The organism is Aquibacillus koreensis, assembly GCF_025154055.1.
Taxonomy (GTDB): Bacteria; Bacillota; Bacilli; order Bacillales; family Amphibacillaceae; genus Aquibacillus_C; species Aquibacillus_C koreensis.
Genome location: NZ_JAOALK010000007.1, coordinates 80,494 through 100,873, shown reverse-complemented (window position 1 = coordinate 100,873; position 20,380 = coordinate 80,494). Strand labels below are relative to the sequence as shown.

The following is a 20,380-nucleotide window of genomic DNA, read 5'->3' as shown; positions in this document are numbered from 1 at the left end:
GATCATCGCTCCTTTTTAAACTCGGTGCATAGCTTGGAAAATATCTTCTAGTTGTATGCTTACTTTAAGACCTAGCTCTTTTTCAACAGGTTGAAACTCTTTTTCAAGCTCCTCTAAGTTGCTTAAATCCGTTACATCTACAAGCATAATCATCGTAAAGAAATCTTGCAGGATCGTTTGACTGATATCCAATATGTTCATCTGATTATCTGCCAAAACGGTGGTTACTTTAGAGATAATTCCTACTTGGTCCTTCCCGACAACACTGACAACTGCACGTTTTTGCATGTTCATCACCTCACATTTGTATACATGATTACCTGAAAAATCCTATTTATCGATAGCCAATAAAAAAAGATTGGATACATTCCAATCTTGGCAGGTCATAAGAAAATAAAATCACGAAGATTCATCTTCTGTCCTGTTGCCTGAGATTGTGAATCCTTCGGCGCCGTTATAACGGACTCTCCAGAAGTTGCTCCAATTATAGTGTTATCCATAACCTTCATCGCTAACTAGTATGTAATTGATTATAGTGATATTATCAGTTCCATATGAGTAAGTCAACGTAAATACAAAATAGTGATCCGGAAAAAATGAAACGAAAGAAGTTTCGTTCCGGTAAATAGATAAATAACCAAATGGGCAAACAGTTCGTACCTGTTAACCACTTGGTTGCTCTTTGTTCGTCCGGTCTCTCCAATCGATTAAGATATTAATCATATCTAATAAAGTTTCCCTATCTTGATCACTAAATTCTGACAAATGTTTGTTCAATTGAACGATGGCACCATCGACATCTTTATTTAGTCCAGAGAAGCGAAACAACTCCTCAAGTGAGATGTTTAGAGCATTTGTGATTTTTTCTAACGTATCAATCGTTACGTTTTTTTCGCCTCTTTCCAATTGACCGATATAGGTGGGGTGAATAGCGGCGAGATGGGCTAATTCTTCTTGACTTAGTTTTTGTTTTTTTCTTAATGAGCGAATTCGCTCACCAACAATCTTGGCTAATTCTGTTTTAGGCATTGTTAAGCGTCACCTCTTATAAAAATATACCTTCTATTTGAAAACATTCGAAGATACTAGAGATATTATTTTTCGTTTATTGAAATACTATAAGTATTGGTGTTATGATATATTGTATGTGATTAAGATACGTGTACATATTTTAGAACGAATCACTTCCTTATTCTTAGATAGGAAGATCAATATATAATCTACGAGGTGATTATAATGTTTGAAAGTTTAACGAATCAAAAGTTAATCGCTGCTTACAAGAAAGCAATAGATTTAAAATTAGACGCAGATTTTATTAAATTACTAGAAAAGGAGTTACAAGATAGAAACGTAAGTATAGCAAGTGAGCATAGTTTAAACAAAGGATGAAGGGAGAGCCATCCTTTATAGATGTAAGTATTTTTTTGTGACCTGTTATACATTATAGTAGCTTAATACCCATGCTCTCCACAATTTAAAACCTCTTCAAGGCTGATTTCCCTCAGTTTTATCTCTTTTTCTAAATGCGTGATTATTTCATCACTATATTCTAACGTTACTGCCTTGACATACAATTCGACAAGCAATCGATCACTTATAAAGTTCAAAGTAAACAAATTCCCCTTTAGCGAATGGCATTCTATCCCTTCACCTATGTTTAGTATAAAATGGATTCTGTTATCTTCCAAGTGTAATTTTTGCCAATTGGTGCATGCTAGGAATAGCTAATGAGAATGGAAGGGTTGAAACAAATGGACCAATCAGATGTAACGGCAAGGGTTAGTAGCTATATTAGTAAGACGCTAAGAGATAACTTCGGCAAGGGGCCGGAATCCGTACATACGTCAATTAATGACATGTATATAACCATTTATATCCGAAATTTTGTTTCGCCGACAGAAAAAGTCTTATTAACACAAAGAAATCAGTCAGTTGTGGAAGAGACAAGGGACTTAGTTATGTCGACACTAATTCCTGAAATAAAAGCAAACCTTTTACAACTCACTGGGATGAGTGTTGATAAGTTTTTTTATGATTGGTCTTTACATAACAAAAGTGCCATGTTCACCTGTATTAGTTCAGAAGATACGAAAAGTGATATCCCATTAAGGAATGATTATAAGGGGAAAGAAGGAGTAGAAAAAGAAGTCATCCACTTGAGTAAAGTTGCACAAAGAGTGCCGGATGAACTAAAGTCATTTTTATTAAATAATAGAACATTACTCATAATCCGTAATGGTATCTTAGTTAATATTGAAAAACAACTCATACGTGATGGTTACCAGGAGACTTTGAAGCTTGCCAAAAGGAAATTAGAGAAGAAATTATTGCATAACAATAGTTACTTTGATCAGCATTTAGAAACGAGAGTGGTCGATATTTTTGTGGATTGGGATTTTGATGATGATAAGAGTGTTATCTTATTTATATTGAATCCCACTAAATAAATGGCGAAAGGGTGCCCATCTGAATGGGCACCCTTTACTTATCGTAACTTTTTACAAGGTGTAAAAAAGTTTAAATTGTATTTTTTATCTATTTCATTTAAACCGCCGCGGTCTAAGTTCCACCTGGTTTTAACCTATACGATGTAAGCCCTACCTCTCTTACATCCTTACGACTCCGAAGCCGATCCAGTGTGAATAAGTGTTTCTATAAAAAAACATTGGCAGAAAGCCAGTAATTTCCCTTGCACCATTAAGTTACATGTTCACTTGTTTATTGCGAACAGTTTTTAATTATACGTTATAGAAATACACATGTCAAGAGGTGAGGTCAGATTCTTGTGATTAAGTGATTTGGTGATATAGTTTTAGATAGAAAAATGTGTTATATACATAAATTAGTATGCACAACAAAAGAGGGGTACAACATGATTAGAACGGGTCGTATCTATTATGGCTGGGTGATCGTCTTTATCGGTGCGTTAGGGTTGTTTTTTTCAGGTCCTGGACAGACATACTCTAATTCGATGTTTATTGACCTATATATTAATGATTTCGGGTGGTCGCGTTCAGAGGTATCCAGTCTATATTCTTTCGCTACATTAGCTGCAGGACTAATGATGATGTTTATCGGTCGATTCATTGATCGGTTTGGTCAGCGGATGATGATGGTATTGATTGGTGTTATTTTTGCGTTCGCGTGTTTTTTTAACAGTTGGATTTCCAATATATGGATGCTTGGTATTGGTTTTTTTCTCATTCGATTACTTGGGCAAGGTAGCATGACATTATTACCTAATACGTTAGTAGCGCAATGGTTTGTGAAAAAGCGTGGAGTAGCCTTGAGTATTATGACACTAGGAAGTTTCGCGGGTGCAACACTATTTCCTATCATTAATACATGGTTGATCCATACGTGGAGCTGGCAGTTTGCGTGGCAATTTTGGGGGATATTACTGTTAGTTGTGTTTGTGCCAGTCTCACTAATTGGTGTTCGAAATAAACCTGAAGACGTGGGGCTAGAACCGGACGGGTTGGATAAACATAACTCTTCCAATGCTAAATTAGGTGCATCGGTAGAAGTGGCTGAAGAGGACTGGACGTTGAAGGAAGCAATGAGAACGAAAGCCTTTTGGCTAATCCTAGTTTGCGTAGGGATTCCCGGAGCAGTGAATACAGGCATTACATTTCATATTACATCGATATTTGGATCGAATCAATTATCACCGGAAATTGCTGCGATGGTTTTAAGCTTGATGGCATTTGTTGGGATTCCCATGTCATTTGTATCAGGTGTGATCACGGATAAGATAAAAACAAACTATTTACTACTCGGTATTTTTATTATTGAAATTATTTTATTAATGTTACTTCTTTTCACAAGCAATATCATCATCGCAATTATCTTCGGTATATTCTGGGGGATTGCTAACGGATTAGAGCGGATAGGCCTCAATATCATTTGGCCTAATTACTTTGGTAGAAAATATATTGGTAGTATCAATGGAGTTGGAGCAACAGTTGGTGTAATTGGTTCGGCATTCGGACCACTTCCATTCGGGGTGGGCTTTGATCTTTTTCAAAGCTATACACCGATCATACTTATCACTCTTTTGTTTCCAGTCATTGGAGGCATTTGTGCATGGAGTGCGAGAAAGCCAACCAAAGCATCTCTGGCTCAAACTTGATTTGGAAAGGGGATCAACATGCGGAAGGATAAAAAGATTCGGTTAATTGCCTTGGATTTAGATGGTACCCTGCTTAGTGAGCAGGATATGATTTCACAAGAAAACATAGAAGCGATTAAGCTGGCAAGGGAGCATGGGGTGGAAGTTATTTTTTCTACAGGAAGACACTACTCTACTTGTAAAGCTTTTGCAGAACAATTACAACTATCCTCCTATTTAATAACGGTTAATGGTAGTGAAATACGAACTGTATCTGGAGAGTTAGTCGATCGCCAATTACTCGATATTGCAGTAGTGGAACACTTGGTTGCATTACACAAAAAGTACAAAACATATGCATGGATGACTTCGACAGAACAAATTTGGAGAGGTGAACTACCAAGTGAATTGGAAGTGCATCAGTGGCTGAAGTTTGGATATGATACAGATGATCCATCTGTAAAGATGGCAATCATGGAGGAGCTTGCGAGTCTCGGTGAGCTAGAAATAAGTGATTCCAGTCCAACGAATATTGAAGTAAATGCGGTTGGAATAAATAAGGCAGTGGCAATTGAAAAGGTTTGTAAACGGTTAGGATTATCCATGGATGAAGTAATGGCAGCTGGGGATAGCTTAAACGATATAAAAATGATAGAAGCTTGTGGTCTTGGTGTAGCAATGGGAAATGCACAGGATCAAGTAAAAGCATCGGCAGATTGGGTGACCAAATCGAATGTAGAACATGGTGTTGCCCATGCTATTCACACGTGGGTATTACAATAGTTAATGAATTTGTCGATAATTCAGAAATTCGAAGGGGATTTTACTTGCAGGTTGACTGCGCTTGTAATAAGTTTATATATGGGGGATTTTTATTCACAGATAATTTGTGAACAAAAATGATAGAAATAGAGATAAAATCTTACTGAAAATCCCATCTGAAGGGTTTGTTCGTTTAAATAATTCCTTATTCCTTATACATAAGTTGATATGTTTTTTATTTAACCTTATGATGGATGAAGGAAAGAATTTGGAAGGAGCTTAAACAATGGCAAAACAAGACATAGGTGTTGTAGGACTAGCAGTAATGGGAAAAAACCTTGCTTTAAATCTTGAAAGCAGAGGCAATTCCGTATCTGTTTTTAACCGTTCATACGAAAAAACAGAAGACTTTTTAGCGAACGAAGCAGCAGGTAAGAACTTTGTTGGTGCTAAAACAATTGAAGAGTTTGTTGACTCTTTAGAAAAACCAAGAAAGATTTTATTAATGGTCAAAGCAGGTGCTGCTACAGACGCAACAATTGAATCATTACGACCGCATCTTGATGAAGGTGATATCCTTATTGATGGAGGAAACACATTCTATGAAGATACGATTCGACGTAATAAAGAATTAGAAACAACTGGTATCCACTTCATTGGTACTGGTGTATCTGGTGGAGAAGAGGGTGCATTAAAAGGACCTTCCATCATGCCTGGTGGACAAAAAGAAGCATATGATTTAGTAGAACCAATTCTTAAATCCATTGCTGCAAAAGTTGGCGATGATGCTTGTACAACTTACATCGGTCCAGATGGTGCTGGTCACTATGTTAAAATGGTGCACAACGGGATCGAGTATGGTGACATGCAATTAATTTGTGAAGCATACTTCATTATGAAGCATGTTTTAGGATTAGGTGCTGAAGAATTACATGAGGTATTCGCGGATTGGAATACTGGTGAGTTGGATAGTTACTTGATCGAGATCACTGCTGACATCTTCACGAAAAAAGATGATGAAACTGGCAAACCGATGATCGATGTAATCCTAGATACTGCTGGTCAAAAAGGTACTGGTAAATGGACGAGCCAAAGCTCTCTAGATCTTGGTGTTCCACTTCCGATCATTACAGAATCTGTATTTGCTCGCTTCATCTCTGCAATGAAAGATGAGCGTGTGAAAGCTAGCAAAATCCTTAAAGGACCTTCTGCACAGGAAACTCCTTTTGAAGGTGATAAAGATGAGTTAGTTGAAGCGATTAGAAAAGCACTATACATGAGTAAAATCGTTTCTTACGCACAAGGCTTTGCGCAAATGCGTGCTGCTTCAGATGAATACAATTGGGATCTTAAATACGGAGATATCGCGATGATCTTCCGTGGCGGTTGTATTATCCGTGCGCAATTCTTACAAAAAATTAAAGAAGCTTACGACCGTGAGCCTGGTTTGGCTAATTTATTATTGGATCCTTATTTCCAAGAAATCGTAGAAAGCTACCAAGCATCGTTACGTAAAGTGTTATCTGTGGCGATTGAGCGTGGAATTCCGGTTCCAGGTTTCTCAAGTGCACTTGCATACTACGATAGCTATCGTACAGAAACACTGCCTGCAAACTTACTACAAGCACAACGTGATTACTTTGGTGCACACACATACCAACGTGTGGACAAAGAAGGCGTATTCCATACTGAGTGGATGAAATAATGAAGTAACTCCCTTTTAGGAACTAAATTTCTGGTTCCTGAAAGGGAGTTTTTTTGATGCTTGCAGTTTCCTTTAGGAAATGCACCTAAACCTGAGTTATATGCGCCAACTGAGCTAGAACCCAAACGACAAAAATTAAGAATGCGTAACTCTTCTAGAGGAATAAAGAGATAAAGAGGCAGGGACATAACTAAAATGTCTGATTAAAATTTCGAACAAATCAATATTTCAGGAGCGGTGGCTACAAACGAAAAAAAAGCACCGCATACAGCGGTGCTTTTCTCTATATCGAAGCTTACTCTTCCTCTGGTGTAACAGACCACCAGTGGAAGCCGTCTTTTTCAAGTAGCGCATCGGAATCTTTTGGACCATTTGATCCAGATTCGTAGTTAGGGAATTGTGCTTTTTTGTTTTCCCAAGCTTGTGAAATAATATCAACAAATTTCCAAGAGAGAGCAACCTCGTCCCAGTGCGTGAAGTTTGTTGAATCACCACGCATACAATCGTGTAATAACACTTCATACGCTTCAGGTGTGTTCATCTTATCGTTGTTATCATTGTTATTATATTTCAGAGAGATTGGTGTAGACGTCGTGCCATAGTCACCTTTTTTCGCATTAAGATGAAGGGTAATACCTTCATAAGGCTGAATGTGAATAACTAATAGATTAGGATGAATGGCTTCCCCTTTATCATAATATAAGTTCATTGGTAAATCTTTGAATTGAACGACAATTTCCGTTGACTTTTGCTGCATTCTTTTACCTGTACGGATATAGATAGGCGTGCCGGCCCAACGGAAGTTGTTGATTGTTAACTTACCTGCAACAAAGGTTTCTGTATTTGAATCAGGGTCAACAGAATTCCCTTCACGATATCCAGGTTTCTCTTCACCGTCAACAATACCTCTGTCATATTGGCCACGAACAAAATAGTCTTCTACTTCATCTACGCTCATCGGTTTTAACGCACGTAACACTTTTACTTTCTCACTTCTGATTTCTTCTGGTGTTAGCTTGATTGGTGGTTCCATTGCTAGAAGCGCCATCATTTGTAACATGTGGTTCTGTACCATATCACGAAGCGCACCAGATGATTCATAGTATCTTCCTCTGTCTTCCACACCAAGCACTTCACTAGAAGTAATTTGGATATTAGAGATAAATTGATTATTCCAAAGAGGTTCGAACATTGCATTAGCAAAGCGAATCACTTCAATGTTCTGTACCATTTCTTTACCCAAGTAGTGGTCAATACGATAGATTTGATCTTCATCAAATGCTTCACGAATTTGATTGTTTAATTTCTGTGCAGACTTGAAGTTATGACCGAACGGCTTTTCAATTACTAATCTAGACCAACCTTGTGTTGATGTTAAGCCTTCTGACTTAAGATTAGCTGCAAGGGTGCCAAAGAAATTAGGAGCCATTGCAAGGTAAAAGATTCGATTTCCTTCTGTTTCATGCTTTTCATCTAATGAATGTAATAGTGTATTTAAACTTTGATAATAACTTAAGTCTTGAACATCAAATGGGTGGTAATGGAAGTGGGAAGCGAATTTATCTGGATCGATGTTATCATCTTCAAATTGACTAATCGAATTCTTAACGTTATTACGGAAATCTTCGTTTGTTAGAGGTCTTCTAGCTACCCCAACTACTGCGAAATTTTCCGACAGTTTACCATTTCGAAAAAGTCTATAGATCGATGGATATAATTTACGATTAGCTAGATCACCTGTTGCACCAAAAATTACAATAACTGCTTTTGGAGTATTCGTTGTCATTTTACGTAACTACCTTCCTATAATTTTTTTATGACCGTCTCATGTTGCGGTCTTGAGTTGAACGTATGTTTATACACTTTTTTGTATAATAATCATAAATATAATACTTATTATACAATATCATGAGTAAGGTTATTGATAAACTGTTTTACATGATATGTCGAAAAAGTTTATAATTTCAGTTAGTTGACATACTTACTATAGTACCATGTGTACGAGAAATAACAAATGAAATACATAATAGGAGGAACATATATATGAACAAGTATCGTGGATTTCTTATCGATTTAGATGGGACAGTATATAAAGGCACAGAGAAGATAGAGGAAGCGATCACTTTTGTAAAGGAGCTTGAAAAAAGAAACTTGCCATATCTTTTCTTAACTAACAATTCAACTAAGCATCCTAGTAAGGTTTCTGAAACGTTAGTTAGCATGGGTGTACCATCAACTACGGAGCATGTGTTTACAACGAGCATGGCTACTGCGAAGTACATCTCTGAATTGAAGCAAGGTGCTCGTGTTTATCCGATTGGAGAAGAAGGGTTAATCTCTGCTTTAAAAGAAACAGGATTAGAGATTGTGGAAACAGATGCGGACTTTGTGGTGATGGGATTAGACCGTACGATTAATTATGAAAAATTGGCAAAAGGAGCGTTAAATATACGCGCTGGTGCAAAGTTTGTGGCCACAAATGGGGACATTGCGCTTCCAACAGAGAGAGGATTTTTACCTGGTGCCGGTTCACTTATCTCGGTGTTATCCGTTACAACAGGTGTAGAGCCTAAGTTCATAGGGAAGCCAGAGTCTATTATCGTAGATCAGGCATTAGAAGTGCTCGGAACATCTAAAGAGGAGACGTTAATGGTTGGTGATAATTATGCAACAGACATTCTTGCGGGAATTAATGCGGGAATCGATACGTTACTCGTTCATACGGGTGTTACGACGAAGGAACACTTACTTGATATACAAACACAACCAACATATGCGATAGATACTTTAGCAGAATGGCTATTTGATGAATCTTGAGATCAAAACTATTATAGGCCTTAGGTAGTAGATGCTAGCTATATTATTCTAAAAAATAGTTTTTATGACTGAATTTGTATAGAGTGCGTCATTAGCCATCTTCTGACATTTCCAAAGCAGGAATTCGAAAAGTAGTCAGAGAAGTGCGCGATCACGGACAAGAAAGTGCCACGAGAGCAGAATGAAGTCAGAGAAGTGTGCGATCACGGACAAGAAAATGCTACGAGAGCAGAATGAAGTCAGAGAAGTGTGCGATCACTGACAAGAAAGTGCCTCAAGAGCAGAATGAAGTCAGAGAAGTGTGCGATCACGGACAAGAAAAAACCTCGAGAGCAGAATGAAGTCAGAGAGGGATCCAATTCCCAAAAGTTAGCTAGTACATTGTTAAATATTTTACTTTTTTGTTACGACGGATTTTACATCAACTCCGACATTATAAAAGCAACAATGCTTTTGAAAAGAGGCAAAAAAACTAGGGTGCGGATGATGATAATCCATACCCTAGCCTATTTAATGTTGTATGTTCGATTCATCGGAGTTTAGAAATTCTCGTATTTCTTCCGCCGTTAAACCCAAATGCTTTGCTGTAATCATTAATAAAATCCATTCTTTATCCACTGTTTCCGATCCCAGCTCTCCCATTAGTTCCTCCTATACCTTTTTTTGTGAGGACATCCAATTTTTATATTTAACGAAATCATGGATTTCCATGAAGTCCTCCTTGCTCATCCCTTGTTCAATAGCTTTTTGAAAAAGAACTTCCCATTCTTCATCGATCATGTTGGAATCTTGCTTCATGTAGGAGGTTGTGTACATTTCTTGTTGTTCACCTAATAAGTATTCAATAGTGGTATCTAGGGTGATCGCTATTTTCGATAGAACTTGTAATGATGGATTCTTTTGAATGTTTCGTTCAATGTAACTTAAGTAGGATTTAGATATGCCAGCTAATGAAGCAAGCTTCGTGATAGAAAGTCCTTTTTCTCTTCTAAGTAATCTGATTCTTTCTCCAATCATGCTATTCTCCTTAATGTTTATTCGCTTACGAACGGTCATAAAGGTTATTCTACTACATATGTTCATTATATAGCACATATTGTTCTATAAAAAATATGATAATCTGAGTAAACGCATGAAAACGGAAGAATTTGGATGTATAATGTTCTTAATCAAGAAATTTGAATAAATTTAAGTATTTATCAAATCAGGCATTTATTATATATTTACTATAGATATTCAATGATTTTCCCTTATTATTAAAGTTCTGTTTAATAAGACTTTGACTAGGCCATAATGGTTATCAAAGTCTTTCTTATAGCTTAATCTGTTCTTTATAGAGAACTTAAGGTGAGGGTTAGTATGTTTGTCAAATATTTGTTTATCTATTTAGCTATTTTAAATCTGTTCGATGGTGTAGTTACCATATATGGCTTAAAACATGCATATATTAAGGAATTAAACCCGGTAATGAACCATTTATACGAGCAAAGCCCAACAGTCTTTTTTATAACTAAACTAGCATTATCTATTTGTTTACTTTTATTTGTTTTCAGTAGTCGTTTGACCTTTTCGAAAGGCTGGATGAAAAGTCTGACTTTAGCAGCTGCCTTTTTATATACTTGTACGTTATTTTTGCATGCCATTTGGTTGTTACAAATTTAATGGGAGTGACAATATGTATAAAAAAACATGTAATCATTGTTTTCAATTATCTTTTAGTAGCCAAAAAAATGGTTTGTGGAACTGTCCTGTTTGTGGAATGAATATTACAACACTGAGAGCCTATGATGCAGAATCTACTTATAAAAGAAATCCAAATAGTTTATTGCAGTTGTACACATTGGAAGGGAAAGAGCAAACGAAAACGAATGTTTCTACATATATTTGAATGAGAAGAAGCAGATTTTCTGTTTCTTTTTTGGTTTCAGAGGTTTGAAAGTGGCATTATTAGGTAAGGGATAGAACTTGAGGGGGAGGTTGAAGTGCAGTATTTATGGAAGACCGAGCGACTTGCATTTCGTGAGATGGATATGGAAGATGTATCGCGTCTACAAATGATTTTTGATGACCCGGTTGCAATGAAATACTATCCAAATCGTAAAAACAAAGAGGAAACGGTTCGCTGGATTGTTTGGAATAAAAACAATTATAGAATATTTGGTGTAGGTCTTTGGATTGTGGAATGCAAGTATTCTGGTTTATTTTTAGGGCAATGTGGACTCGTTCCGCAGAAAGTGGATGGGAAAGTAGAGATGGAAGTTGGTTATCTATTTGTTCGGGACCACTGGGGAAAGGGATACGCTACCGAAGCAGCACAGGCTTGTGTGGATTACGGATTACATACACTAAGAATAGGCCAATTGATCTCATTAATCGACCCGGCTAACGAACCATCCATAAAAGTAGCCAAAAGAATCGGGATGCAAAAACAAAAAATGGTAGAAAAATGGGAAAAACAATTAATTGTATATGCGATAGAGAAAGAAAGTGACGTTCATACTGATGGATGAGCGTCACTTTCTAATTTCTAATTTGATCTAATTTCCTGTCGCATGAACAATAGATAAGAAATTGCAAAACAAATCATCGTAGCAGCGATCAGACCAGTTAATTGTGGCCAGATCAATAATAGACTTTGATCAAGTGGTAATGGTCCAGCTACTGCTCCAATCGTCTGTTCTTGCGATAAAGGTCCAAGACTTCGAACCGTTGGTGATAATAGTGTAGTAGTGGATTCACTAAATAAATAGTTTGGTGATAAACGCATTAGATTTAGTATAAATCCTTGCTTATCGATGGCTTGGGCTTCACTTGTTATTGTTTCCGGATTCAACACTGTTTTGGAGATCATTTCAATGATCATAGAATAAAAGATGCTAAAAAAGATCCAAATGGCAATGCCGGATAGTGCTGATGTTGCTGCTTGCCTGAACTGGACTGAAAAGAGAATGCCAAGATTTAGCCAAAAGGCAATATAGAAGATGCATAAAACTAAAAAGCATCCAATTCTAGCAAACTCTTCAAAACTCGGTGGAATCCCAATAATCAAAATGCCTAATGCAGTCACTAACAACCCTAGTGAGAAAAATAATACGATGTTGATTAGTAAGGCTGCTGTGAACTTTGCATTCAAGACATAGTCTCTTGGAATGGGTTGAGCCATTAAGCGACTTAAGGTCCCTTTATTCCGTTCAGAATTGATCGCATCAAATCCTAAGGCAATACCCAGTAAAGGACCTAAAAACGTAACGAAACGGATAAAAGATGGCATCGTTCCGTCAGAGACTGTAAATAGCTTTAAAAATAAGAACGATTCTTTTGCAATTTCCTTGGCGTCATCCGAAGCATCCATTGCATCATTGATCGTTGTTAAAGCTGTATAAAGAGAACCGAAACACGTGAGCATAATGATAATTAATAAAATGATAATGCGCCAGCTTGTCATATAATCGGTGAACTCTTTACGTACGATCGCTTGAAATGCCTTATGACTAGTTGCTCGCTCTTCCTTTATGGTAATTGAGCTAAAGGCCGATGGAAGACGAAGCTTCGGCAAGTTATTTAGTAGCTTCATTAAGCTCACGCCCTTCAAAATAACGATGATAGATTTCGTCTAAGCCGTAATTTTTTTTATTGATATGATATAAAGCTCGATCATGTTGGATAATAGTTCGAGCAATATCTGGTGTAACATCTTCCTGGCAATAAACATCCATCGTTGAGTGGTTCATTTCAACGCGGTTCACCCCATGAATATCGTGAATGGATTGAATCAGGGAGTCATCAATCGGATCAGCAAATACATTCACAACAAATGTATCCTCAAAAAAAAGTTGCTTTGCAAGACTTTCGATATTTCCTTCAGCAAGTAATTTTCCTTTTACAAAAATACCCACACGGTCACAAATTTGTTGTACTTGATGTAATTGGTGGGATGATAATAATACGGTGATCCCGTCCTGTTCATTTAGGTGTCTGATCAATTGTAGTAACTCGCGAATACCTTCCGGGTCAATACCTAATGTTGGCTCGTCTAGAATAATAACGTCAGGCTTTTTCATTAAAACATCGGCTAAGCCCAATCTTTGTCTCATTCCACGTGAATATTTTCCGTTTTTTTTAGTGGCGGCATCGACTAGACCTACTTGATCTAAGACGTGCATGGCTCTTTTGTATGCAGCCTCTCTTGACATTCCATTAAGGGCAGCAGTGTACATTAAATTCTCTAGCCCTGTCATGTGTTGATAAAAACCAACGTCGTCAGGTAAATAACCCACTTTTTGTTTCACTCCAAGTGGGTGCCGTGTAGGGTTAAGTCCACATACATGAACAGTCCCGGATGTTGGTTCACTCAAACCGAGCATCATAAGAATCGTAGTTGATTTACCGGCGCCATTAGGTCCTAATAAACCGAATATCTCACCCTTTTTAATGGAAAGAGATAAGTGGTCGACAGCGAGTTGATCATCATATTGTTTGGTAATTTCTTTTAGCTCTATGATCGATGTGGCCACGTTTATCTCCTCCCATATTTTTTAAATAAAAAGTATAGACCGAAAATGACTACCGCGATAATGAAGACCCCAATAAATCCCCAAAGTGTTGACGTCTCAACCGATACGCGAAACGCGGCATCAGACGAGGCTTCTGGAGTCTCAGCGGTGAATGAAGTCACGTAGTCACCAGCAATTGCATCATCAGGTGCTGTAATTGTTGCCTTTACCGTTTTAGACTTTCCAGCTTCGATTTCTGTGAGGTTACTTTGGTCAAATGCAACGTCCCAATTAGGTGGAGCTGATGAGGTGATCTCCACATCTGTTAATGTTGACGTACCAATGTTCTCTACAACAAGGTCCACGGTTCTTTTTCCGCCTGCATTAATATCGGTACTTAACTTTCCTGACGGTGAAGATATTTGAATGTCGTAGGACCCAGTAATAACTGTCTCTAAAGCAATCTCTGCAGATGTACTGCTTGTCGATGCTTTGATTGGAATAGTGTACGTGTCCGCAACGGCATTTTCTGGAGGAGTCACGTTGATGGTAATGTCTTTCGTTTCATTTGGCTCTAATTGAACAGAATTCACATTGTTGTTATCTGCTCGAAACTGAACCCTCCACCCATTTGGCACGCCACTGCTCAGCGCATAGTTTTGCGTGTCGGCCGTTCTATTTTTTAACGATGCTTGATAAGAAAAAGATGCATCAACATGACCTTCCATGTTTGGTTGATCGGATGTTAATTCGGTTTTAAAAGTTCCTTGTTCAGAAACGGTTGTTAAAAAAGGTAAGGTAGCATTCGCACTTCCATTTCCATTTGCAACTAACTGATAGCTGTAATCCGCTTTTTCTACAAGTAACGGAATGGTTATTTCGACATTTATTTGTTGCTGATCGTTTGGTTTAACTGATAATTGACGAATATCATTTCCGCTTGCAGTAATCGATTGTGTCCACCCCTCAGGCAAGTCCTCTAATGCGAAGGTAAGGTTTTGTACGCTTGAACTCGTGTTCATCACCTCAACTGGATAGTTAATCGTTTCCCCTGGTGTAACAGAAATTCCGGTATAAGGAGTGAATAAAGTAAGGGATTCATCTGCATGGATTGCATTCCCACCTATACCTAGACTTAAAGTTAGTAATGCGATAAAAGTAATGATTAATTTTTTTCCCATGGTTTATACCTCCAATAAGTTTGAAATGATAAATTCTATAAATTATTACGAAAAAAATTTAATTTTGGATTTGCAATTTTTAAAAAAATTTATAAAATTTTAAGTAAAAAAGGTTGTTTATAGAGGAGGGGTTAAAAATGAATGATACGTGTGAAAGTCGGCGTATGATGCTGCAAATTGCGGACGGTTCGAAGCAAGCATTTGATCTCTTTTATGAAACGCATCATCGATTTGTATTGCAGATTGCGTATAAGATTTTAGGAGATCGAGTAGAAGCGGAAGATGTATGTCATGATATTTTTCTTGAGGTATTTCAAAAATCAAACGAATACAGTCCTAGTAAAGGTAGTGTTAAGGCGTGGTTAGCTATAAAAACAAAAAGCAGGTGTTTGGATCGACTTCGGAAAAAGAAACCAGTATTAGTCAATAAACTAGAGGCGATATTAAATCAAGAGGTAACAGCAGTGGATAGTTATGTTTTAAGTCAAATAGAACGGGATATTTTATTAGATGCCTTGCAACACATTCCGGAAAAGCAACGGGAAGTTATTTATGAGGCTTACTTTAATGGCCGAACGCACATGGAATTGGCAGATTTATTGCATATCCCATTAGGGTCGGTGAAATCAATCATAAGATATGGCATAAACAATCTCAGGAAGCATCAATCATTAGTGCATTGGATGAATTCTAGTGGGGGTGAAAAGTAATGCGGGTAAAGGGGCATATAACAGAAGAGCAGATTATTGATTATCTTCTAGGGAATGTAAATGAAGAAGAGAAAGGGACTTATCAAGCACACCTAAATAGCTGTGAAGATTGTAGGCAAGTATGTTTGAGCTGGAATGAAATGCTTCAAGTGCAGGAAGCGTTAAGCCCTTCAACCATGGTGAAGCAGAGGTTGGATGTGGAAATAGAAAAGGAAAGGTTTACTAAAAAACGTCGCGATCCAAGAAAGGCATTGGTAATCGCTAGTAGTGTAGCTGCGGCTATATTGTTGTTAGTTGGATTGATTACGATGCCAAAGCAAACGATACACACGCAAAACCAATCGGAAGATCAATTAATCCATGCTATTCAGAACCAACCCGATACGGATAGGCTTGAGATTACCCCTGTATCAAATGAACAGAATCTGACTGGGAACGTTTGGATTAATGAAACGAATAATAAAATGGTGCTTGAAGTAAATGGACTTACGGATACAGGTTCCTATGACCATCAACTTTGGATTGTCTATCAAAACGAGGATGTACATGGTAATGTATTAACAGTTAAAGATGGGTTTACGAAGTTGTTGTGGACAGATTCACAGATCGATCAATGGAGTACAATAAAAGCAAGCCTCGAACCGGTAGGAGGAAGTGAAACCCCAACGGGACCGAATACATTTTTTGTGGATTTGGTAAATAGATAGTGGTGTAGTGTGGTATGAATATGTAAAAATGGTATAGAAAATACGATAAGGGAGCTGTGAATCATGGCAGAACTAAAGTATGAAATAGTGGAACATATTGGTGTGTTATCGGAGTCGGCAAAAGGTTGGAATAAGGAATTGAATTTAGTTAGTTGGAATGGTCGAGAACCAAAATATGATATCCGCGATTGGGCGCCAGAACATGAAAAGATGGGAAAGGGCATTACCTTATCAAACGAAGAGGCGAGTACCCTTGTGGCTTTGTTAGCTAAAAGGCAAGCCTAGAGTTGCAATGGAGTACTTCGTGTGAGAAAATCATAATCAAACGTTTGATTGATTCAAACAAGCCTAAGAAGGGACTGCGATATTTGCCAGTTCCCCTTCTCAGGCTTGTTTACTTTTTGTATTTCTTTTCAGCAAATTCACGTGCGAGGTCAAAATCACTATGTGGAACTTTTTTAGTTCCAACAACTTGGTAATCCTCTTGTCCTTTTCCTGCGAAAACAACAATATCACCAGGTTCACTAATTTCAATCGCATGGGCGATCGCAGCTTTCCGTTCTGTAATTGTTACATAGTTTTCGTGTAGCATTCCTTTTTCCATATCTGCTACTATTTTATTTGGATCTTCCGTTCGTGGGTCGTTAATTGTTAGGATGACATAATCTGCTGCCGAAGCCTTCTTCCCCATGTCAGGTCGCTTATGAGGATCCCGATCTCCGCCCGTTCCAACAAGGAAAATAAGTCTTTTTTGCTTGAATGGTAAGATGGCTTGGATTGATTTTTCGATGGCGTCTGAAGTATGTGCATAATCCACATATAGATCTACAGGTACGTCTAGTTTCAACTTCTCCATTCGTCCGTTAATTGGTTCCATGTCTATAAAAGCTTCGACCATTTCCGAAACATGAATTCCTTTTGCGAATAAAGAAGCCATAGCAGCAAGAATGTTATACACATTAAATTCACCAAGCAGTGGTGCTTTTAAGTCATATTCACCTTCAGGAGAGTGTAACGTGAAGGTTGTGTGATCACTCTTATATTGGATATTACTTGCGGTAAAGTCAGCATCCGTCTGTAAGCCGTAGGAAATCACCTCAAATGGGGACCAAAAACTATATGTTTTAAACCAGGGATCGTCTTCATTTAGCACGATATACTTTTCTCTTTTTAAGTCTTGTCCCAATTGTGCGAAAAGAAGTCCCTTAATATATCCATACTGTTCCATCGAGTCGTGGTAATCGAGGTGATCTTGGCTAAGGTTAGTGAATGTTACGACGTCAAAATCAATGCCCCAAAGACGACCTTGACAAAGGCCGTGTGAAGAAACTTCCATCACCATATTGCTAATATCACGATCAACGGTCTCTTGTAAGAGCTTTTGGTTAGTGAGGAGGTCACATGTAGTGTTTTCACTCTTCATTCTCGTCCCATTCATCTCAAAACCGATCGTTCCCGTTAATGCGGCTTTTTGGTTAACATGTTGTAGGAGGCGATAAATAAGCGTTGTCACCGTCGTCTTGCCGTTGGTGCCTGTGACCCCGAAAATATTAAGTTTTGACGATGGATAATCATAAAATTTATTTGCGATGTGTGCCAATGCCTTATACGTATCTTTTACAATCACGACAGCAGCCTTACTCTCATCCACATCAAGTGCTTTTTCTGAGACGATAACGGTTGCCCCTCGATCAATTGCTTCGTGATAAAATTCATGGCTATCAACCGTAAAGCCTTTCGTGCAAATAAAGATACTGTTTTCTTGTACCTCTCTGGAATCAACGTGTATATGGTCTATTTCTAGGGGGAGCTCCCCAATAACTGTTTTAATAGTAAAGTAAGAGAATAGTTCAGATGTCTGCATATGTTCAACCTCACAAAAAAATTGATAGCTACTAACAATAAGTTGTCCATTTTCTGAGTATCCATTCTTATTCACTTTTTTGAAGTGTTTTAAACCGAAAAACAAAAAAACGACAAAAGTCGTTCAAGAACCATCTGATGAAAAAGCACCCACAATTATTTTTTTTCGATTAATTATTTTAGAAAACTGCTCGTTTAATTCTGCAAATTCTTTATCTGCATTCACTTTAAGCATTACTTCTTCAAAGTGGGACTTATTACGAAACATCGTTTGCCCAAGCATCACTTCCTCTTTTGGTTTCGGGCGTAACAATGTTAAAAGCTGTCTACTCTTTTTATGCACAACCTTATTTGATGTGTGATAGATCTCATCTTCTAATGCTCCATATCCAAGCATGATATCAGCCATGCGTGATTTTATATCAATAAAAGATGTAACATTTTCATTATGAATGAAGTAAAAATAAATGTTTGTGTACATAACATTCACTCTCCCTTGAAGCCACTATATGCCCATTCTAGAGATGTGTGAATGTCCACATTTTATTTTGTGGAGAGGGACGCGTTCTGGCTAGTTTGTGGGGCTGATTTAGCGAGTTTATCAATAATTTAGCGCATACAGCCGTTAATTTAGCGCGAACACTCCTTAATTTAGCGGAAACACAGAACAATTTAGCGCATGCATTCAACATTTTAGCTTTCAGGTGATAATTCAGTGAGTTTATCCAATAATTCAGTAAGTCTCCCCGTTAATTCAGTGAGTTTAACCTATAATTCAGTAAGTTTTCCCGTTAATTCAGTAACAATCCCACATAATTCAGTTTCTGGTACTGAACACACCCAAAAGTGAAACAAAAAAGACCTGGATCACTCTCTCCAAGTCTTTTCTGCACTTACTTCAACGCTTTTTGTAATTTATGAATCATTTTTAAAGATCTTCCTGTTCCGATGGCAACCGATTCTAATGGGTTAGGAGCTAGATGCACAGGGACATAAATCTCATTAGAAATCCATTCTTGCATGCCTTTAATTAGCGCTCCGCCACCAGTTAGGGTGATGCCGTGATCAACAATGTCACCGCTAAGTTCAGGTGGGCAGCTTTCTAATGTGATATGAATGGTATCTAAAATGGATTCTAATGATTCTCGGATTGCTTGCTGTACCTGCTTAGAAGTGATGGTTATGACTTTAGGTAAACCGGTTAATAAGTCTCTACCACGCACGTCCATTAGTTCTTCCACGTGGTCAATTAATGCATATCCAATTTCCATTTTAATATTTTCAGCCGTTCTTTCGCCAATCAAAATATTGAAATGCTTTTTGACATACTGGATAATTTCCTCATCCATTTTGTCCCCGCCAACTCGTACGGAGTGACAAGAAACAACACCGCCGAAGGAGATAATAGCTACTTCACTAGTTCCACCGCCGATATCGACGATCACATTAGCGATTGGCTCTTCTACAGGTAAGTCAGCCCCGATTGCAGCGGCGATCGGTTCTTCAATAAGATGCACTTCTTTTGCACCAAAACTTTTGACGGCATTATGGATCGCACGTCTTTCCACGGATGTACTTCCAGATGGTGTACAAACAACAACTGTAGGTTTGCGCATGGATATCCCTACTTTTTTGCTAACCTTTTTCAAAATTTCTTTTAACATTTGTGCTGTAATATCATAATCAGCAATCACACCATCTTTAAGTGGACGAATAGGTACGATATTTCTTGGTGTTTTACCTACCATTTCTTTTGCTTCTGCTCCTACTGCTACGACTTGATTGGTACGCACATCAATTGCTACAACAGAAGGTTCATTTAAAACAATGCCTTTATTTTTTGTGTAAACTAAGATATTTGCAGTTCCTAGATCTATTCCAATTTCTGCATTTGAAAACATGATCGTTCCTCCATGGTGTTAATTTTTCTATTCATTACATAAAAACCTTATCAAAGGGGATTATTATTGAGTTATGATATCCATTAGTTAATAAGATCGTTGTTTGATTCCTTGCTACTTCCTTTCATAG

At 37.7% G+C, this 20,380-nt stretch carries 24 protein-coding genes and 1 riboswitch; of the genes, 12 read left to right on the top strand and 12 right to left on the bottom strand.

Annotated features, from left to right (window positions below):
- Positions 1–15 precede the first annotated feature (15 nt).
- The gene (locus NYQ66_RS01595; protein WP_259866126.1) at positions 16–288 is read right to left on the bottom strand and encodes an ACT domain-containing protein; all 273 of its coding nucleotides are present in this window, start codon (positions 286–288) and stop codon (positions 16–18) included.
- A gap of 118 nt (positions 289–406) precedes the next feature.
- A riboswitch (glycine riboswitch) is annotated at positions 407–482 on the bottom strand.
- Between the two features lie 181 nt (positions 483–663).
- On the bottom strand, positions 664–1,029 hold the full coding sequence (locus NYQ66_RS01590) for a helix-turn-helix domain-containing protein (protein WP_259866125.1): 366 nt from the start codon (positions 1,027–1,029) through the stop codon (positions 664–666).
- Positions 1,030–1,236: 207 nt separating this feature from the next.
- On the opposite strand from NYQ66_RS01590, the gene sda (NYQ66_RS01585) reads away from it, so the two are divergent.
- Positions 1,237–1,389, top strand: a complete 153-nt coding sequence (gene sda / locus NYQ66_RS01585) for a sporulation histidine kinase inhibitor Sda (RefSeq protein ID WP_259866123.1) — start codon at positions 1,237–1,239, stop codon at positions 1,387–1,389.
- A gap of 62 nt (positions 1,390–1,451) precedes the next feature.
- Here sda (NYQ66_RS01585) and sda (NYQ66_RS01580) read toward each other — a convergent pair whose 3' ends face one another.
- Positions 1,452–1,607, bottom strand: coding sequence for a sporulation histidine kinase inhibitor Sda (gene sda, locus NYQ66_RS01580; RefSeq protein WP_259866121.1), 156 nt, complete (start codon positions 1,605–1,607; stop codon positions 1,452–1,454).
- Between the two features lie 120 nt (positions 1,608–1,727).
- Here sda (NYQ66_RS01580) and NYQ66_RS01575 point away from each other — a divergent pair, with 120 nt between their 5' ends.
- The 4 genes from NYQ66_RS01575 to gndA all read left to right on the top strand — a co-directional run bounded on the left by NYQ66_RS01575 (position 1,728) and on the right by gndA (position 6,578).
- Entirely contained in the window at positions 1,728–2,447 is a 720-nt protein-coding gene (locus NYQ66_RS01575) for a DUF2294 domain-containing protein (protein ID WP_259866119.1), read from the top strand.
- A gap of 425 nt (positions 2,448–2,872) precedes the next feature.
- Positions 2,873–4,132, top strand: coding sequence for an MFS transporter (locus NYQ66_RS01570; RefSeq protein ID WP_259866117.1), 1,260 nt, complete (start codon positions 2,873–2,875; stop codon positions 4,130–4,132).
- An 18-nt stretch (positions 4,133–4,150) separates the two neighbouring features.
- Positions 4,151–4,894 carry a Cof-type HAD-IIB family hydrolase gene (locus tag NYQ66_RS01565; RefSeq protein WP_259866115.1) on the top strand — a complete coding sequence of 248 codons (744 nt, stop codon included), beginning with the start codon at positions 4,151–4,153 and terminating at the stop codon, positions 4,892–4,894.
- Positions 4,895–5,159: 265 nt separating this feature from the next.
- Positions 5,160–6,578, top strand: a complete 1,419-nt coding sequence (gndA, locus tag NYQ66_RS01560; RefSeq protein WP_259866113.1) for an NADP-dependent phosphogluconate dehydrogenase — start codon at positions 5,160–5,162, stop codon at positions 6,576–6,578.
- Positions 6,579–6,873: 295 nt separating this feature from the next.
- On the opposite strand, the gene zwf is transcribed toward gndA, so the two are convergent.
- On the bottom strand, positions 6,874–8,364 hold the full coding sequence (gene zwf, locus NYQ66_RS01555; protein WP_259866111.1) for a glucose-6-phosphate dehydrogenase: 1,491 nt from the start codon (positions 8,362–8,364) through the stop codon (positions 6,874–6,876).
- 257 nt (positions 8,365–8,621) lie between these two features.
- Here zwf and NYQ66_RS01550 point away from each other — a divergent pair, with 257 nt between their 5' ends.
- Positions 8,622–9,395, top strand: a complete 774-nt coding sequence (locus NYQ66_RS01550; RefSeq protein WP_259866109.1) for a TIGR01457 family HAD-type hydrolase — start codon at positions 8,622–8,624, stop codon at positions 9,393–9,395.
- 510 nt (positions 9,396–9,905) lie between these two features.
- On the opposite strand, the gene NYQ66_RS01545 is transcribed toward NYQ66_RS01550, so the two are convergent.
- Together NYQ66_RS01545 and NYQ66_RS01540 are read right to left on the bottom strand one after the other, a co-directional pair.
- Positions 9,906–10,037 carry an anti-repressor SinI family protein gene (locus tag NYQ66_RS01545; protein WP_259866107.1) on the bottom strand — a complete coding sequence of 44 codons (132 nt, stop codon included), beginning with the start codon at positions 10,035–10,037 and terminating at the stop codon, positions 9,906–9,908.
- A 9-nt stretch (positions 10,038–10,046) separates the two neighbouring features.
- The gene (locus NYQ66_RS01540) at positions 10,047–10,412 is read right to left on the bottom strand and encodes an XRE family transcriptional regulator (RefSeq protein ID WP_259866104.1); all 366 of its coding nucleotides are present in this window, start codon (positions 10,410–10,412) and stop codon (positions 10,047–10,049) included.
- 342 nt (positions 10,413–10,754) lie between these two features.
- On the opposite strand from NYQ66_RS01540, the gene NYQ66_RS01535 reads away from it, so the two are divergent.
- The 3 genes from NYQ66_RS01535 to NYQ66_RS01525 all read left to right on the top strand — a co-directional run bounded on the left by NYQ66_RS01535 (position 10,755) and on the right by NYQ66_RS01525 (position 11,905).
- On the top strand, positions 10,755–11,057 hold the full coding sequence (locus tag NYQ66_RS01535; RefSeq protein ID WP_259866102.1) for a DUF5658 family protein: 303 nt from the start codon (positions 10,755–10,757) through the stop codon (positions 11,055–11,057).
- Positions 11,058–11,070: 13 nt separating this feature from the next.
- Positions 11,071–11,283 (top strand): RING finger protein, encoded by a 213-nt coding sequence (locus NYQ66_RS01530; protein ID WP_259866100.1) that lies wholly within the window; start codon positions 11,071–11,073, stop codon positions 11,281–11,283.
- 94 nt (positions 11,284–11,377) lie between these two features.
- Entirely contained in the window at positions 11,378–11,905 is a 528-nt protein-coding gene (locus NYQ66_RS01525) for a GNAT family N-acetyltransferase (protein WP_259866098.1), read from the top strand.
- A gap of 17 nt (positions 11,906–11,922) precedes the next feature.
- Here NYQ66_RS01525 and NYQ66_RS01520 read toward each other — a convergent pair whose 3' ends face one another.
- From NYQ66_RS01520 to NYQ66_RS01510, 3 genes are read right to left on the bottom strand one after another with little or no spacing between them, the layout of a single operon-like run.
- Positions 11,923–12,969, bottom strand: a complete 1,047-nt coding sequence (locus NYQ66_RS01520; RefSeq protein WP_259866096.1) for an ABC transporter permease — start codon at positions 12,967–12,969, stop codon at positions 11,923–11,925.
- Positions 12,953–13,909, bottom strand: coding sequence for an ABC transporter ATP-binding protein (locus NYQ66_RS01515; RefSeq protein WP_259866094.1), 957 nt, complete (start codon positions 13,907–13,909; stop codon positions 12,953–12,955). Before NYQ66_RS01515 ends, NYQ66_RS01520 begins: the two co-directional genes overlap by 17 nt.
- A 2-nt stretch (positions 13,910–13,911) precedes the next feature.
- Positions 13,912–15,069: a COG1470 family protein gene (locus NYQ66_RS01510; RefSeq protein WP_259866092.1), complete on the bottom strand. Its 1,158-nt coding sequence runs from the start codon at positions 15,067–15,069 to the stop codon at positions 13,912–13,914.
- A gap of 137 nt (positions 15,070–15,206) precedes the next feature.
- On the opposite strand from NYQ66_RS01510, the gene NYQ66_RS01505 reads away from it, so the two are divergent.
- The 3 genes from NYQ66_RS01505 (at position 15,207) to NYQ66_RS01495 (ending at position 16,771) form a co-directional block, all read left to right on the top strand.
- A complete protein-coding gene (locus NYQ66_RS01505) occupies positions 15,207–15,779 on the top strand; it encodes an RNA polymerase sigma factor (protein ID WP_259866090.1) in 573 nt (190 codons plus the stop codon).
- Positions 15,779–16,486 (top strand): anti-sigma factor, encoded by a 708-nt coding sequence (locus NYQ66_RS01500; protein WP_259866088.1) that lies wholly within the window; start codon positions 15,779–15,781, stop codon positions 16,484–16,486. Before NYQ66_RS01505 ends, NYQ66_RS01500 begins: the two co-directional genes overlap by 1 nt.
- Positions 16,487–16,549: 63 nt before the next feature.
- Positions 16,550–16,771, top strand: coding sequence for a YdbC family protein (locus tag NYQ66_RS01495; protein ID WP_259866086.1), 222 nt, complete (start codon positions 16,550–16,552; stop codon positions 16,769–16,771).
- A 109-nt stretch (positions 16,772–16,880) separates the two neighbouring features.
- On the opposite strand, the gene NYQ66_RS01490 is transcribed toward NYQ66_RS01495, so the two are convergent.
- From NYQ66_RS01490 to mreBH, 3 genes are all read right to left on the bottom strand, one after another.
- A complete protein-coding gene (locus tag NYQ66_RS01490; protein ID WP_259866084.1) occupies positions 16,881–18,350 on the bottom strand; it encodes a UDP-N-acetylmuramoyl-L-alanyl-D-glutamate--2,6-diaminopimelate ligase in 1,470 nt (489 codons plus the stop codon).
- 123 nt (positions 18,351–18,473) lie between these two features.
- A complete protein-coding gene (locus tag NYQ66_RS01485) occupies positions 18,474–18,830 on the bottom strand; it encodes a DUF1428 family protein (RefSeq protein ID WP_259866082.1) in 357 nt (118 codons plus the stop codon).
- A gap of 412 nt (positions 18,831–19,242) precedes the next feature.
- Positions 19,243–20,250 (bottom strand): rod-share determining protein MreBH, encoded by a 1,008-nt coding sequence (gene mreBH / locus NYQ66_RS01480; protein ID WP_259866080.1) that lies wholly within the window; start codon positions 20,248–20,250, stop codon positions 19,243–19,245.
- Positions 20,251–20,380 lie beyond the last annotated feature (130 nt).